15 protein-coding genes are annotated in these 15,703 nt (G+C 72.0%); 10 read left to right on the top strand and 5 right to left on the bottom strand.

Annotated features, from left to right (window positions below):
• Positions 1–164: 164 nt before the first annotated feature.
• On the top strand, positions 165–1,223 hold the full coding sequence (locus tag N5875_RS03445; protein WP_338491725.1) for a Gfo/Idh/MocA family oxidoreductase: 1,059 nt from the start codon (positions 165–167) through the stop codon (positions 1,221–1,223).
• 178 nt (positions 1,224–1,401) lie between these two features.
• Positions 1,402–2,766: an FAD-dependent oxidoreductase gene (locus N5875_RS03440; protein WP_318212004.1), complete on the top strand. Its 1,365-nt coding sequence runs from the start codon at positions 1,402–1,404 to the stop codon at positions 2,764–2,766.
• 134 nt (positions 2,767–2,900) lie between these two features.
• On the opposite strand, the gene N5875_RS03435 is transcribed toward N5875_RS03440, so the two are convergent.
• Entirely contained in the window at positions 2,901–3,509 is a 609-nt protein-coding gene (locus N5875_RS03435) for a helix-turn-helix transcriptional regulator (protein WP_121827826.1), read from the bottom strand.
• A 329-nt stretch (positions 3,510–3,838) separates the two neighbouring features.
• Between N5875_RS03435 and N5875_RS03430 the strand changes: the two genes are divergently transcribed.
• The 5 genes from N5875_RS03430 (at position 3,839) to N5875_RS03410 (ending at position 8,785) form a co-directional block, all read left to right on the top strand.
• Positions 3,839–5,074, top strand: coding sequence for a helix-turn-helix domain-containing protein (locus N5875_RS03430; RefSeq protein ID WP_338491721.1), 1,236 nt, complete (start codon positions 3,839–3,841; stop codon positions 5,072–5,074).
• 345 nt (positions 5,075–5,419) lie between these two features.
• Positions 5,420–5,863, top strand: a complete 444-nt coding sequence (panD, locus tag N5875_RS03425; protein WP_318212002.1) for an aspartate 1-decarboxylase — start codon at positions 5,420–5,422, stop codon at positions 5,861–5,863.
• 28 nt (positions 5,864–5,891) lie between these two features.
• Positions 5,892–6,236, top strand: coding sequence for a GNAT family N-acetyltransferase (locus N5875_RS03420; protein WP_318212001.1), 345 nt, complete (start codon positions 5,892–5,894; stop codon positions 6,234–6,236).
• On the top strand, positions 6,230–6,955 hold the full coding sequence (locus N5875_RS03415; protein ID WP_338491718.1) for a hypothetical protein: 726 nt from the start codon (positions 6,230–6,232) through the stop codon (positions 6,953–6,955). The genes N5875_RS03420 and N5875_RS03415 overlap by 7 nt, the downstream gene beginning before the upstream one ends.
• A gap of 384 nt (positions 6,956–7,339) precedes the next feature.
• The gene (locus N5875_RS03410; protein ID WP_318211999.1) at positions 7,340–8,785 is read left to right on the top strand and encodes a transglycosylase family protein; all 1,446 of its coding nucleotides are present in this window, start codon (positions 7,340–7,342) and stop codon (positions 8,783–8,785) included.
• Here N5875_RS03410 and N5875_RS03405 read toward each other — a convergent pair.
• The gene (locus tag N5875_RS03405; RefSeq protein WP_318211998.1) at positions 8,666–9,673 is read right to left on the bottom strand and encodes a DMT family transporter; all 1,008 of its coding nucleotides are present in this window, start codon (positions 9,671–9,673) and stop codon (positions 8,666–8,668) included. The two genes, N5875_RS03410 and N5875_RS03405, sit on opposite strands and share 120 nt — an antisense overlap.
• A gap of 246 nt (positions 9,674–9,919) precedes the next feature.
• Here N5875_RS03405 and N5875_RS03400 point away from each other — a divergent pair, with 246 nt between their 5' ends.
• The 3 genes from N5875_RS03400 (at position 9,920) to N5875_RS03390 (ending at position 12,661) form a co-directional block, all read left to right on the top strand.
• Entirely contained in the window at positions 9,920–10,633 is a 714-nt protein-coding gene (locus N5875_RS03400) for a (2Fe-2S)-binding protein (protein WP_318211997.1), read from the top strand.
• 87 nt (positions 10,634–10,720) lie between these two features.
• Positions 10,721–12,205 carry an SDR family NAD(P)-dependent oxidoreductase gene (locus tag N5875_RS03395; protein ID WP_318211996.1) on the top strand — a complete coding sequence of 495 codons (1,485 nt, stop codon included), beginning with the start codon at positions 10,721–10,723 and terminating at the stop codon, positions 12,203–12,205.
• A gap of 282 nt (positions 12,206–12,487) precedes the next feature.
• Entirely contained in the window at positions 12,488–12,661 is a 174-nt protein-coding gene (locus N5875_RS03390) for a hypothetical protein (RefSeq protein WP_167346833.1), read from the top strand.
• Positions 12,662–12,717: 56 nt separating this feature from the next.
• Here the strand turns inward: N5875_RS03390 and N5875_RS03385 are convergent, their stop codons facing one another.
• Genes N5875_RS03385 through N5875_RS03375 form a run of 3 tightly spaced genes read right to left on the bottom strand, consistent with a single transcriptional unit; the run spans position 12,718 to position 15,672 of the window.
• A complete protein-coding gene (locus tag N5875_RS03385) occupies positions 12,718–14,145 on the bottom strand; it encodes a lipase maturation factor family protein (RefSeq protein WP_338491715.1) in 1,428 nt (475 codons plus the stop codon).
• A gap of 22 nt (positions 14,146–14,167) precedes the next feature.
• Complete coding sequence (locus N5875_RS03380) at positions 14,168–14,719, bottom strand: DUF1990 domain-containing protein (protein ID WP_338491714.1); 552 nt, start codon at positions 14,717–14,719, stop codon at positions 14,168–14,170.
• Entirely contained in the window at positions 14,716–15,672 is a 957-nt protein-coding gene (locus tag N5875_RS03375; RefSeq protein ID WP_338499072.1) for a YndJ family protein, read from the bottom strand. The genes N5875_RS03380 and N5875_RS03375 overlap by 4 nt, the downstream gene beginning before the upstream one ends.
• Positions 15,673–15,703: the final 31 nt, after the last annotated feature.

Here is a 15,703-nt window from a genome sequence, read left to right as displayed (position 1 = left end):
CTGTGCACCGTGCACCGCCCCCGGAGGAAGCCGGTGCCCAGTGTCGTTCTCACCACGGCCGTGGCCTGTGACAGTGGGGTACCAGGCAACCGCCACCGGCGAAGTCCCGTCTCGCCGAGCACCGTGTCGTGGGCGGGCCGACCGAGGCGCCCGAGGGAGTGACGTTGAAGAATCGGACTGTCGTGGTGGGGCTCGGTGCCACTGGCCGGGCCATCGCCTCCTCCATGCTGCGACGCGCGGACGTGGAGATCGTGGGAGCGGCGGACCGGGACCCCCGCGTGGTCGGTCAGGACCTCGGAGTGCTCCTCGGCGGCGTCGCGAACGGTGTCGTCGTCGTGAGCGACCCGGCCGAGCTGCCCGCCGCCGACCTCGCGATCGTGGCGACCGTCTCGGATCTGCACAAGGCGGCCGATGTCCTGCTGCCGCTGCTGGAACGTTCGTACAACGTCCTGAGCATCTGCGAAGAGCTGGCCCATCCATGGCGGAGCCACCCCGATCTGGCCCGGCGGCTCGACGACACGGCGAAGGCGCACGGCGTGACCGTCCTGGGCAGCGGGGCGAACCCGGGCGTCCTGATGGACACCCTTCCTCTCCTCCTGACCGCACTGACCCAGCGTGTGGAGAGCGTGCGGATCCGCCGGCGGACGAACATGTCACGCTACGGCGCGATCCTGTCGAAGTTCGGCCTCGGTCTGACCATGCGCGAGTTCGCGACGGCTCGCAGCCGGGGCGAGGTCGTCGGGCACCACGGCTTCGAGCAGGCCATCGGGGCGCTCGCGGCAGGGCTCGGATGGGATCTCGACTTGGTGGACGTGGGAGAGGTCGAACCCGCTGTCGTGACGACTTCGCCGCGGGTCGGGGACCACATGCGTATCGAACCGGGGCAGATCGCGGCGGTCACTCACGCCGCCCGGGGCGTGCTCAAGGGCGAGGTGGTGATCGATCTGGAGATCACGTTCGGGTTCTTCGAGCCGGCCGATGAGGTGGCCGCGGGCGACGACTACCGGATCGTCGGAGAGGAGCAGGTCGTCGACCTCCGTTCCTCCGTGGGCTTCGATTCCTTCCTCAGCACCGTCGCGGCGGCGGTCAACGCATCCACCGCGGTCGTCGAGGCGCGTCCCGGTCTCCTGTCGATGGGGGACCTGCCCGCCCGTTCGGTCGCGGCCAAGGGAGAGCGGCGAGCGGGCCGGGCCTCACTCGGGGCCACGACTTCTCAGGACTGAGACGAGACGCCGAGGACGGAGAACCTCCTGTTCGCCGTCTTCAAGCGTCTCGCCGAAGAGCCGCCCGTCACCGTCGATCCGCCGGCCGGGAACGGGGGCTCGGGCGCGCTGCCGAGCACGCCACGACGCGGAGTACGAAGTGGGGCGGACGCCCCACCTGGAAGGAGATCGGGACAGCATGAGGACCGACAGCACGAAGTACACCAGCTTCACCGGCTGGATCGACCCGCCGGACGACGTGCGGCCCGCGCTGGACGGTGATCTCACCTGCGACATCGCCGTCATCGGCGGCGGGATGGGTGGCATGGCGGCCGCCCTGCGCCTCGCGGAGCGCGACCAGGACGTGGTCCTGCTGGAGGCCGAGTTCTGCGGCTACGGCTCGGCCTCGCGCAACGGCGGTCAGATCGCCGGGGCGCCGGGTGGCGACCTGCGGATGCTCAGCCTCCAGTCCCCGAAGAAGATGCCGGTCATGGCCAAACTGGCGGAGCACGCGGGCCGCTATGTGGAAGACCTCATCACGAGGCACGACATCGACTGCGACTACGTGGCGAACGGCCTGGTGTGGGGTGCGGTCTCACCCCTCATGATGCTCAGGGTGCGTACCCAGGCTGCGATCCTGCGCGCCTTCGGTGGGGGCGGGACCGTCGGCAGCAGAGAGGAGCTCGGCCTCCCCGCCGGCTTCGTGGGCGGGATGCGGGAATCCATCGGCGGGATGCTGAACCCGGGCAAGCTCGCCCGTGGTGTGCGCCGCGCACTGCTCGCGTCCTCGGCCAAGGTCTTCGAGCGGACGCGGGTGAGCGATGTCCGGCGCACGGGCGGCATCGTCGAGATCACGACACCGCACGGCACCGTGCGGGCCAACAAGGTGCTGCTCGCGACCAGCGTCTACGGCGGCGAGTGGGACATCACGCCCAAGAACCTCGCGACGCCGCTGTACGTCATCGAGATCGAGTCGGAACCCATCGCGCCGGAGCGGCTCGCCGCGCTGGACTGGACCAGCCGGTCCGGCATCATCACCCAGCACCAGTTGATGACCCACTACCGGCTCACCGAGCGCAACACCCTCGTCTGCGGGGTCCGCAAAGCGCAGCGAGGCCAGACCTACCCGCTCCCGGACCGGCTCCCGGACCCCGCTGTCGTGCGGGACATGGGGAAGGATCTGGCCAACCGGTTCCCGTCGCTGTCCGACGTGGCCATCGAGCGGGCCTGGGGCGGTTGGATCGGCATCAGCCCGGACTGGCTGTCGGTCGCCGGGCAGGTGGGTGACAACGTCTTCTACGCGATGGCCTGCAACGGCCACGGCCTCTGCCAGGTGCCGTACGTGACCCACCAGCTCGCCGACTACATCGTCGACGGTCAGATGTCGGACGACCTCGCCGGCATCTGGTCGGACGCCCCGAAGTACTCGCCGTCGATGTCGCTGCTGATGCAGCCGTTCGTCCTCCGGGCCATCTGGGGGCTGGACCGGTTCAACGACTTCTTCAACGGCAGCAGGACGCGGGCCCGGCGGGCGCTCGGTCGTGCCAGGCGCGGGGGTTCCTGAGGGTTCGGGCGACGCCTGCTCCGTGACGGCGCGGTGTGAGATCGCCATCCGCTACGACAACACCGCCGGGTCCTGCGAAGTAGCCGTCGCCCTCGCACCACTCCTCATGCGGGCCCGGCATTCGACGCCGGGATCTAGGCGGGTTCTCGCGCGGCGCGCGGCAGGGGAGGCGACAGGACCCAGAGGACCTCGCTCACCGTCGTACCCGGATTGTCGAACTCGTGAAGCGTCTGGCCGGAGAACGAGGTGGACACCCCGGCCGACAGCATCCGGGTCTCGCCTCCGACGATCAGACGGGTGGAGCCGCTCAGCCCCATCGCGAAAATCGTGGCGGTGTCGAGCCGGTAGGGGCCTCCGGTGCCCCCGCCCGGCTCGATCACGGAGCGGAAGACCTGGAACGCCGTGGTGCCGGCGGGCGTGAGCAGGTATTCGGCCACGCCCTCACCGCCCATGTCGATCCGGCTTCCGCCGTCCACGACGTGTTCGTCGGGGCACGCGAACAGCTCCCCGACCCCGATCCGCAGCACCTCGCAGACGCGCAGCAACGTCGGGACGGACACGCTGGTGAGACCACGCTCCAACTGGCTCAGAAAGCCCTTGGTGACCTCAGCCCGGTGCGCGACCTCCGTCAACGACAAGCCGCGGTCGAGCCTGATCTTCCGCAGCTGCGCGCCGGTGGACGCTTCGAGGGCGGCGGCGCCCCGTTCCGCTCCGTCTGCTGTTCCGCCGTCACCGATGGACATGGTGTGCTCACCGCCCGTCCCGAGGCCGAGGTCGTGTGCCTGTCAGGTGACGGGCCGACCCGGACGAGTCCTCTCCGTGGCACGAGGCTAAGGCATGGGTGCCAGGGGCGGTCGGTGCGCCCCTGCGGAGGGGGAGGGGGCGATGGTGTCGAACCCCTTGTGGTGCCGACGAGAGCATGGTAAATCTGCCGCCGTTTAGTGAGAGTAAACAGCGGCCGGGGGCTGGTGACGCCTTCGCCGTCGGACAGGCCGCCGACAAGCCCTTCATCGGTCTGGGACACAGCATGTCGGGAGCCTCGGCTCCCCGGGAGCAGAGGGACACTGAGAACATGGAAGAGCTGTGGCCCCCGCCCTCGCGTGAGGTCGCCGATGCGATCAGGTCCCTGTGTCAGCGCCTGCTGACGGAAACGGACGCCCTGATCGACGCCTTCGCAAGGCCCTCTCTCGTCGCCCAGAACGACCCCGCTCTCCTCGCGGACGCATCGCTGGTCGAGGAGGATCGCGCGCTCAACCGCTCTGAGGTGGTCCAGTGGTTGACCGCAAACGTTCAGCAACCGGGGCGGAGGGTAGAACCCTACGTCAGTCCGAGGACCACGGCGTACATCAACGATCTCGTCTCCCGGGGCATCGCGCCCGACTTCGCCGGTGCCTGGCGTGTGGCCCTGGGGATCGGCTGGCGGCGATGGCTGGAGGAATGCGTGGCGGACTGCGCGGACCCCGATCTTCTCGTGGGGGTCCTGGACGTGACGGCGCAGTCGCTGGTGCAGTACGCCCTCGACTCCGTCGCTGCCCTGCGGCAAGCCGGCCTCGCTGCGGCGATGGGGAACACGGATGCCGAGGGGATCGCGCTGATCCAGCTGATCGCCAGTGGGGCACCGATGGCGGAGGACCTCGCCGAAGGGCGCCTGCGCTACCGGATGGCGCGGTGGCACGTGGGTCTCGTCCTCTGGGTCGATGATCCCCAGCAGGCCGATGCCCTGGACGAGGCGATCGCCGCCGTGCGCTCCTCCGCCGGCGGCCGGAGCGCCCTGGTGGCGCGCGCCAGCGCCACGTCGCGGTGGATCTGGCTCTCGGGGGAAGCCGTCCCGGACCCTTACCACGTGGAGAAGGACCTCGCGGCGGCCGATGAGGTCCGCGCGGCACTGGGAAGGCCGGGACGCGGTCTCGAAGGATTCCGCTCCAGTCACCAGGACGCCCTCGCGGCGCAGGCGTTGGTGATCCGGCTGGAGTCCGGCAGGCGGTTCACCGCCTACGCCGACGTCGAGCTGATCGACGCGCTCACGAAGGACCGGCCCGGCGCACGTCGGTTCGTCATCAACACCCTCGGGCCATTGGCCGAAGCCGACACAGCCCTGCGGCAAGCACTGCTCACCTATGTGCAGTGCGGCTTCAGCACCACCCGGGCGGCCGCCGACCTCTACGCGCACCGCAACACCGTCGAACGGCGCGTCTCACGCGCCAACGAGCTTGCGGCCGTCAAGGTGGAGGACAACCCGACCCACGTGGCGGCGGCGCTCCTGGTGCTGGACATCGCGCCTGACATCGTGACGGTCGTTCCGAGCTGAACTCACGAGGCACGGGCTGCGGTCGGCATCTGCCGCGCAGTGTCAGTACGCGCGCGTAGGTTCCGACTCTGGACGTTTGACAGGTCTGCGCTATGTGGACGCGGTCAGGGGCTCGCTTTTGATGGTTCATCAGGTAAGTCAGCATTCGGTCAGCATGGGCCGCAGAGCGCTCCTGGAGAATTGCCCGAACTGCCGCCGGTGACGGCGTGAAAGCCCAGGTGAGGGCCGTCTAGCCCGACCAGAGCGATGTTTCTCACAAACATCGTTCGGCGTGTGCCGATGTAAAGTCGAGGATGCCCTTGACCTGCAGAAAGCAGGCAGGGAGCCGTCTTCGAGGAGTCCACAGTGCTGCGCACTCTGTTCAAGTCCAAGATCCACCGGGCCACCGTGACCCAGGCCGACCTGCACTACGTCGGTTCCGTCACCGTCGACGCCGACCTGATGGAGGCGGCCGATCTTCTGCCCGGCGAGCTCGTGCACATCGTCGACATCGACAACGGCGCCCGACTCGAGACCTACGTCATCGAGGGCGAGCGGGGTTCCGGCGTCATCGGGATCAACGGCGCCGCCGCCCACCTCGTGCACCCCGGCGACCTCGTGATCCTGATCAGCTACGCGCAGGTCGAGGACGCGGAGGCCCGGACGTTCGTGCCGACCGTCGTGCATGTCGACGGCGACAACCGCATCGTGGAGCTGGGGACCGACGCCTCCGCGCCCGTCCCCGGGAGCGACACGGTGCGCGGCCCGCACGCCGTGCCCGCGTCCGTGTCCGTGCCTGTGCAGATCTGACCGATCCACGTCGAGGGAGCGTCGCCGCATGGCCGAGCTGAGGATTCGTGACGACCGGGCGAAGGGGCGCCTGGAAGCCTTCGAGGGCGACACCTATGTGGGTGTCATCGTCTACTTCGTGCTCACCGCCGAGCCTCACGCCCTCGTCGCCGTGCACACCGTCGTCGAGGACGGCCACGAGGGGAAGGGCATCGCCGGAGCACTCGTGCGCGAGTTCTACGCGATCGCCGCCGGTGAGGGCGTACCCGTCGTGCCGCTCTGCCCGTACGCCGCCGCCTGGGCCGAGCGGCACCCGGACGAGGCCCCGGTCGCCCCGTCCGAGGTGGTCCGCGCGGCGGGGCTCCAGCTGAGGGCCACCCCGGACCTGTGGTGACCTCGACGCGCACCACCTCGACGGGCCCCCTGGCCCTGCTGCACACCTCACCGGTCCACGTCCCCGTCTTCGACGGGCTCCGCGACCGGTACCACCCCGGGCTCGTCCTGCGCCACCTCGTCGACGAGAAGCTGCTGGTACGGGCCCGGGAGGCGGGGCCGGAGGCGGTCGCCGGGGCGGTGGCGGCGGCGCTCGCGGCGGCCGTCGCGGACGGCGCCGAGGCCGTGCTCTGCACCTGTTCCACGATCGGCGGCATCGCCGAGCGGCAGGCGGGCGCCCTCGGCGTGCCCGTGCTCCGGGTGGACCGGCCGATGGCCGCCGAAGCCGCCCGGTACCGCCGGATCGTCGTCGTGGCCGCGCTGCGCTCCACCCTCGAGCCCACCGTCGCCCTCATCGCCGAGGAGTCGGGACCGGAGACCTCGCTCATCGGCACCGTCGTGGTGGAGGGGGCCTGGGAGCTGTTCGAGGCGGGGGACCGGGACGGCTACCTCGACGCCGTGGCGGCGGCCGTGGACGGCGCGCCCCCGGCGGAGGGCGGCGTCGTCGTTCTCGCGCAGGCGTCCATGGCCGACGCCGTCGACCGGATGACCACCTCGCGCCCGGTCCTGGCGAGTCCACGCCTCGGGCTCGCCGCCGCGGCCCGGGTGGTGGCCGCGACGCGGGCCGCCCCGACCGGTGGCCGGGCGGGCGACCGGGCGGGCGACCGGGTGGCGGACTGACCCGAAGGACGGGATCCGACGGGCGCCGTGGCGTCCGCCGGGCCACCCTGGGGAGGGAGGAACCCGTCGACCGAGAGGTCCGTGATGACCCACCCGTACCCCGATCCGCTGCCCCCCTCGCCCATTCCGCCGCCGGTGCCCTCGCCGCCGCCGGTGCCGCCGCCGAACCCGGTCCCGGCCCCTCCGGACCCCGATCCGAGCCCGGCTCCGCAGCCCGGTGGACCGGTGCCGGACCCCGAGCCCCAGCCCCAGCCGGGGCCCGCCGGACGTCGTCCGGCGTCAACGGGAAGGTGACATAGGGGCCTTGGGCTTTGGCGTATCCCTTGTCACGGAGCGTGCGCCACCCCTAACTTGGACGGCTGTCGCTGTGTTCAAGGGGGGCCCATGGCCGTACGCGGACGTCACCGCCGCCACCAGCCGAGCCGGATCAACCGTGCCTCGCTCACCGTCACCGCGGGAGGCGCCGGAATGGCCCTGCCGTTCATCGGCGCGGGCACCGTCCAGGCCGCGTCGCTCGACGTCTGGGAGAAGGTCGCGGCCTGCGAGTCGACCTCCAACTGGCGTATCAACACGGGCAACGGCTACTTCGGCGGTCTGCAGTTCAGCCAGTCCACCTGGGAGGCCTACGGCGGCACGCACTACGCGCCGCGCGCCGACCTCGCCTCCAAGGACCAGCAGATCGCGATCGCCGAGCGGGTCCTGAAGGGCCAGGGGCCCGGCGCCTGGCCGTCCTGCGGCCCCGGCGCGGGCCTCGCCCGGGGCGGAGACGGCCCGGACACCACCCCCGGTACGGCGACCACGAAGGCGTCCGGCGGCGGGAACGCGCCCAGCACCGCCTCCCTGCCCGGGCAGCGCGCCTTATCCGAGCGGCCTGCCAGGAACGTCGGTCCGACCGCCGTCCCCACCGTCCGTGAGATGTACACGGTGACGCCCGGCGACTCCCTGTCGAAGATCGCTCGCGACGAGCGGGTCCAGGGCGGCTGGAAGCGCCTCTACGACGCGAACCGGCCCGTCGTCGGCGACGACCCCGACCTCATCCACCCCGGCCAGCGCCTGACCCTGCGCATCGCCGCCCCGAAGAAGCCCCCGGCGAAGGCCCCCTCGGCCACGACGCCCCCGCCGAAGCTCTCGGGACCGGGCACCGTACCCCGGCCCCGGGCCGTCACACCGCCGACCACGAAGCCCGTCGCGAAGCCGAGCACGAAGCCGGTCGCGCAGCAGCCCGTGGCGAAGCCGACGACCAAGCCCGTCAGCAAGGCTGCCGCCAAGCCCGCCGCCAAGCCGGCCGCGCAGCAGACGTCCAGGCCGGCCACGAAACCCGTGGCGAAGCAGACGGCCAAGCCCGCCGCCAAGCCCGCGTCCAGGCCCAAGCCGAAGCCCGCTTCCCGGCCCGCCTCCAAGCCGCGGCCGCCCGCCGCGGAGGAGAGCCGCTACTCCGCCCCCGTCTCCGCCGGCATCGGCACCCGCTACGGCAAGCCCGGATCCTCCTGGTCCAGCGGCTACCACACCGGAGTCGACTTCCCCGTGCCCACCGGCACCTCCGTCAAGGCCGTGGCCGGGGGACGGATCGTCTCCGCCGGGTGGGGCGGCGCGTACGGCTACCAGATCGTGCTCCGCCACGACGACGGCCGCTACAGCCAGTACGCCCACCTCTCCGCGCTCGCCGTCCGCGAGGGCCAGCGGGTCACCGCCGGCCAGCGCATCGGCCGCTCAGGATCGACCGGCAACAGCTCGGGGCCGCACCTGCACTTCGAGGTACGGACGGGCCCCGGGTACGGCTCCGACATCGACCCCCTGGCCTACCTCAGGGCGCGCGGGGTCTCCCTCTGACCCCGCCGCTGGTCCGGAGTCCGGCGCACGCCCCTGACCCGACGCCGGGAGTGACTCGGCCGGCACCGTCATCCGGTCCAGGGTGAGCTGGATCAGGCCGCCCGCGGCCACCGCGCCGCTGATCAGCGCGGCGACGGTGCCCGCCGCGCCGTAGCGGAAGCTCTCCCCGAACAGGGTCAGGCCCACCGCGGCGGCGACCACCGGGTTGACCACCGTGACGGTGGCCAGCGGGGCCGCGAGCCCCGCGCCCCGGTACGAGGCCTGGGACAGGAGCAGACCGGTCACGGCGAGCGCCGAGAGGACCAGCAGCGCGGTCCACTCGGCGAGCGGGGCGCCGGACGTCCACTCCTCCGCCACCGACTTCGTGAAGACCGAGGCGATGCCGAAGGAGACACCCGCGGCGGCGGCCAGGACGACGCTGCGCAGCACGGACCTGCCCACCAGGTGCGCGACCGCGAACAGCGCGGCCACCACCCCGAACGTGCAGCCCGCCAGCAGCCACCGGTCACCGTCGGCCAGGGACCGCGCCTCGGCACCGGTCGTCAGGCTGAGCAGCCCGGCCAGACCCACCGTGGCCATCACCGCGCCGCGCCAGGCCCGCGATCCGGCCCTGCGGCCGACGAAGAGCGCCGCCATGGGCAGCGCGAACACGATCGTCAGCGCACCCAGCGGCTGGACCAGGCTGAGCGGTCCGTACGCGAGGGCCGCGACGTGCAGGGTCGCGCCGACGCCGTTGAGCACGACGGACCCCCACCAGGCCGGGCTGCGCAGCGGCGCGTAGCGCGGACCCGTGGCGGAGGCCGCGACCCGCTCCTGCACGATCGCCGCGGCCGCGTAGGCGACCGCCGAGACCAGGGCCAGGATGACGGACAGCAGGAGGGGACTCATACCTTCCACGATCTCTCTTCCCGGCCGATCGCGTCGTCGTACCAGGGGACGTCTTCGCGGGTACACCCGTCGCAGTACATCGGCCCCGCGTACGCCCGTAGATGTACACCCGCGCAGGTCAGAAGGGTGCAAAGGGGCCTTTTCGAGCTGCCCGCGGGTGCTCGCGCAGAGGCGCTACGGTGTTCGGAATTCGCCGGAGCCGGACCCACGGGACCGACCGGCCGGCAGAACCGGGGGGAGCTCGGAGTGGATCTCGACGAGAGCGGTTCGGTGGGTGGATTCTTCGCCCTGCGCACCACCGCGCCGGAGGCCGGCGGAGCACACCGTCCGCTCGCGCGCCTGTACGCGGGCGACGACGGCCCCCTCCACGCGCGCGTGGACCGGGTCGCCGCCCGGCTCGGCGCCCCCGAGCGGCGCGTCGGGGCCTCCGTCGCCCACCTCGGGCTCGCCGCCCGGCTCTGGTCGACCGCCCTCGGGCCCGCCGCCCTGCACGGCCGCTTCCCCGCCCTCGACCCCGCCGAGCTGTACTGGGACGGGGCCCTCGTCTCCCCCGACGACCTGTGGTGGGCCGGTTCCGGGACCCGCCCCGCGACCGTCGACGAGATCCGCGCCGCCGTCCAGGAGGCCCACCTCGTGCCGCTCCACGCGGCCCTGCGCCGCGACGGGCACATCTCCCCGCGCCTGCTCTGGGGCAACGCCGGCTCCGCGCTGGCCGGCGCCCTGCGCGAGCTGACCCGCTGGGCGCACGCCCACGGCCGCCCGGAGGCCGCCGCACGGGCCGCCGACCTGGTCTCCGGACTGCTCGACCACCCCGACCTCGCCGGTACGGTCCGGGGCCCCCGGCTGCGCCGCGCCAGCTGCTGCCTCTACTACCGCTGCCCCGGCGGGGGACTGTGCGGCGACTGTGTCTTCGACCACGCCCCCCGAACGGGTTTGGAGGGGCGGCCCCCCGCTCCGTAAAGTTGCCAAGGTTGCCGTCTCACGAGCCCATCGACGGCGACACCCCACGAACGGCGACGTTACGAGCGAACGAGGAACCCGAAGGCCATGACGGTGACCGAAGAAAACCAGGACTACGGGCCGGGAATCGACCCCGATCGCCTGGCCGTCTGCCTCGCCGTCCTCGACGAGCTCGACAAGCTGGACGTCGACCACCCGGACGCCATCCGCGTCCGCCGTGCCACGGCCGGGATCTACCGGACCGTGAAGCAGCGCCGCCGCCAGGAGCGCCGGGCGTTCAAGACCGCCAACGACAAGGCGGTCACGGAGGCCACGGCCACCGGCTCCGCGCAGCGCATCGACGACGAGACCGAGGGCATCCTGCCCTCCTCCGTCACCGAGGAAGGCCGGATCGCCGGGATACTCCAGCGTCCGCGCTCCTGCTACGTCTGCAAGACGCGGTTCGTCGAGGTCGACTACTTCTACCACCAGCTCTGCCAGAAGTGCGCCGCGGAGAACCGGGCCAAGCGCGAGGCCCGCGCCGACCTCACCGGCAAGCGCGCCCTGCTCACCGGCGGCCGGGCGAAGATCGGCATGTACATCGCGCTGCGGCTGCTGCGCGACGGCGCCCACACCACCATCACCACCCGCTTCCCCAAGGACGCCATCCGCCGCTTCAAGGCGATGGACGACTCGGCGGACTGGATGCACCGCCTGGAGGTCGTCGGCATCGACCTGCGCGACCCGGCGCAGGCCGTGGCGCTCGCCGATCAGATGACCGAGGCCGGGCCGCTGGACATCCTCATCAACAACGCGACGCAGACCGTGCGCCGACTGCCGTCCGCGTACGCCGCGCTGGTCGAGGGCGAGAGCGCCGCGCTGCCGGCCGGCGAGCTGCCCGCCCACCATGTCATCGGCGCCTTCAACTCCGGCGCGGTCGGCGAGCTCGTCGGATCGTCCGAGCTTCCCGCCGGCGTGCGCGACCTGGAGGCCCAGCAGGTCGCCGACCTCGCGCTCGTCGCGGGCAACGCCACCATCGCCAAGCACCTCGACGGCACCGCCATCGACGCGGGCGGCCTGGTGCCGGACGTCGTCGACTCCAACACCTGGGTGCAGAGCATCGAGCAGATCTCCCCGGTGGAGCTCCTCGAGACCCAGCTCTGCAACTACACGGCGCCGTTCATCCTGATCAGCAAGCTGCGCCCGGTGATGGCCGAGGCGGCGAAGAAGGCCGCCAGCGGGCGTTCGTACGTCGTGAACGTCTCCGCCATGGAGGGCGTCTTCAGCCGCGGCTACAAGGGTGCGGGGCACCCGAACACCAACGCCGCCAAGGCCGCGATGAACATGGTGACGCGGACCAGCGGCGAGGAGATGTTCAAGACCGACGGCATCCTCATGACCTCGGTCGACACCGGCTGGATCACCGACGAGCGTCCGCACTTCGACAAGCTGCGCCTCGCCGAGGCCGGCTTCCACGCCCCGCTCGACCTGGTCGACGGCGCGGCCCGGGTCTACGACCCGATCGTGCGCGGCGAGGACGGCGTGGACCTCTACGGCTGCTTCCTCAAGGACTACGCCCCCGCGAACTGGTAGAAGCCGGTTCCCACCGTTCCGGCAAGAGCGCCTCACCGGCCAGGTGGGGCGCTCTTTCGGCTCGGTTCACCCGATCGCGTCACACTTCGGAGCCCGGTAGAGCGCGGATGCGCTCATTTGGTTACTCTGATGTTCACGGTCGGCCACCGAGGAGACACACCGTCCTCACGGCCTACCAGGGACAACAGGCCTTCCACCAAGGCCGCGGTCCCGCCCGACGAACGGCGCCACCGCGACCGACCGGCACTTGTCCTACAGGTACGTGACACGAAGGAGTGCGCGGTGACACCAGAACTGACGAAGCAGGAACCGCGACCGGCCGAACCCAAGAAGGACCGGCCGCGCCGGAACGGCGAGCTGGGGAGCCTCGAAGTGTGGGCCCACGCGGCCCCGATCCGGCTCGCGGGCTACGAGGACGACCTCGCCGAGCCCCACATCCTGCCCGGCATCGACTGATCCCCTGCCTCACCCCTGGTGCCCCCGGCCGTTCGCGGCCGGGGGCACCAGCACGTTCAGCGAGGCCCGCGCGCCGGTTCCCGCAGCCGGATGGGCGGCAGGTATTCGCGTACGAGCGTCCGGTGCCACCAGGCCCCGGTCGCCCGGAGCTCGCGCCAGGTCGTGTACCGGTAGCGGTAGAGCCGGGCGCGGACGAAGACCGGCGGCGCGTCGGGGAACGGGTTGTGGGCGAGCAGCCGCAGGGTGTCCCGGTCGCCGTCGAGGAGTCGTTCGACGAACGGACCGAACCAGTCGCGCGCGTACCCCGGGCTGAGCGCCGCGAACCACATCAGCCAGTCGAGCCGCAGATGGTACGGGGCGAACTGCCGGGGCAGCCGGCGTGGATCGCCGGGCTTGCCCTTGAAGCCGTACTCCCGCCACACCGTCCCCGCGTGCGGCGCCGGGTCGTCGGTGCCCTCGACCACGATCTCGTCCCTGATCCGGCCGACCGTGCCGAACGCTCCATAGGTGTTGACCAGGTGGTACGGGTCGTACGAGCGGTTCATCGCCTGGTTCCGGGACAGCAGATTGCGCACCGGGCGGTAGCTCCGTACCAGGACGAACACGCTGACCGCCACGACCAGGACCACGTACCAGAGCGGCGGCTCCGGCTGGGGGTGTGCGCCGGTGACGGGGGAGGCGTCCACGACGGAGAGGGCGAGCACGATGGTGATCCAGTTCAGCCAGGCGAAGTTGCCGGACAGCACCAGCCACAGCTGGGTCGCGATCATCAGACCGGCCGCGATCGTGGCCACCGGCTGCGGAGCGAAGAGCAGGAACGGTACGAGCAGCTGGACGACGTGGTTGGCCGCCACCTCCACCCGGTGCAGGGGGCGCGGCAGATGGTGGAAGAACCAGCTCAGCGGGCCGGGCATCGGCTGGGTCTCGTGGTGGTGGTAGAGGCAGGTCAGATCGCGCCAGCACGGGTCGCCGCGGATCTTGATGAGCCCGGCGCCGAACTCGACCCGGAAGAGCAGCCAGCGCAGCAGGAACAGCACGAGGATCGGTGGCCCCGTGTCGTCGTTGCCGAGGAAGACCGCCAGGAACCCGGTCTCCAGGAGCAGCGACTCCCAGCCGAAGGAGTACCAGGTCTGGCCCACGTTCACGATCGACAGGTACAGCGCCCAGAGGATCAGCCAGAGCAGCATCGACACCGGCAGCGGCACCGCGTCCCCGGCGCCCGCGAGCAGCGCGAGGGCGAGCGCGGCGCCGGACCAGGCGACGGTCGCGAAGAGGCGGTCGGAGTAGCGCCAGTGGAAGAGCGACGGAGTGTGCCGCGGCCGGGTCCTGCGCACGTACTCCGGTACGGGGAGCATGCCGCGCTCCCCGATCAGCGCCCGGAACTGCAGGGCCGCCGACAGGAACGCCACGCAGTACAACCCGGCGAGGCCCCGCTGGAAGACGATCCGGCTCAGCCAGTGGTCGGGTGCGGTGAACCACTCCATCGCTTCCAGTATCGGCCCGGGATCACGTCCTGACGAGGCGCCGCAGGGTCCGGCCCAGGTGACGTGCGTACGCCCGCTGGAGGAGGGGGATCACGGGGCCGCCGAGCCGGGTGTACCAGGAGGCGGGGCGGCTGAACGCGGTGACCGCGAACCGGACCGTGCCGTCGGGCTCCAGGTGGACCATGAAGGACTCCTCGCCGCACTCCGGGTGCCCGGTGAGGGTGCCGTAGGCGAAGCCGATGCGCTGTTCCTCGTACGCCGTCCAGATCACCGAGCAGGGGGCGCCGAGCCGGAGCGGGCCTAGGCCCGCCGATATCTCGACGGCCACGCCGGGTGCGGCGCGGTCGGAGTCGGCGACGAGGCGCGCGCCGGTGGCGCGGTGCATCCGCCAGGTGGTGACGGCGGCTCCGGCGGCCTCGAAGGCGGCCCGGCCGTGGCCGACGACCGCGCTGTGCCGCAGGTGGTGGTAGCCCTCGGGGAGGGCGGCCGGGTTGCGGGTGGCGGCGACCTCGCGGTAGCTGAGGGTCGGGCGGGGGCGGTCGGGCCGGGACAGGCTGTTCATCAGGCGGGTCATGCCGGAAGCTCCGTTCGCGGGCGGGCCGTGGGGGCTGTGGGGGCTGTGGGGGCTGAGGAGGTCGCGCGGGACGTGTGGGATGTGCGGGGCCTGCGGGTCGGATGGCTCGTGGTCGGATGGGTCGGCGTCGGGTGGTCCGAGCGGAGGCGGCGGTGGGCGAGCAGCGCGCAGACCGCGAAGCCCAGGGCGTTGCCCAGTCCGTGGGTCGCGGCCGTCCAGGTCAGGTCGAGGTGCGGAAGGCCGGTCGCCTCGCCCAGCGCCCAGCTCAGCGCCAGCAGCATGGTGACGAAGAGGACCAGGGCCGAGACGGCGAGCAGTCCCCGGGTGAGGCGGTCGGCCGCCAGGGTGCGGCGCTCGCGCAGGGTCAGGACCGCGACCGCCGTCATGCCGGCCGTCAGGACGACGGCGCCGAGCAGCTCGGCCCAGTCGTCGACGAAGTAGCCGAGCAGGACGAGCAGGGTGCCCGCGGGGACGCTGAGCGCGGCGAAACGGGCGGTGGGGCCGTCGGAGACGCGGCAGAGGAGACCGGCGACCAGGGCGGCGGCGAAGCCCGCGAAATGGAAGTGCGGGACGGTCAGCGCCAGGATGTCGAGGTCGAAGCCGAAGAGCGGGTACGAGGCCCGTTCCGCGACCAGCGCGAGGCCGGCGACGGAGGGCGCGACCAGGGCGGTGAGGACCGCGACCTCGCCCGGCGCGAGGGAGCGGGTCAGGACCAGCCGGGCCGGGGCCTGGAGCGCGAGGGCCAGTGTGGCGAGGGCGTAGACGGCGGCGAGCGCGGTCGAGAGCCCGGAGCGGGGCAGCCACAGGGCGAGAGCGCCGGCGGCGGCGAACAGGGGCCAGGCGCGCCGCAGCGGGTCCCATCCCGGTGGCCGGGGGCCGTCGAGGAGCGCCAGCCCCGTCGGGACCACCCAGAACATGCCGATGGTGACGACCGTGCCCACCAGGACCGACAGTGCGGTCATTGCACATCCCCCCACTTGAACA

Origin of the sequence: Streptomyces sp. SJL17-4, from assembly GCF_036826855.1 — a bacterium.
Taxonomy (GTDB): domain Bacteria; phylum Actinomycetota; class Actinomycetes; order Streptomycetales; family Streptomycetaceae; genus Streptomyces.
The sequence above is the reverse complement of the archived record's forward strand: the minus strand, read 5'-3'. Positions and strand labels throughout refer to the sequence as shown.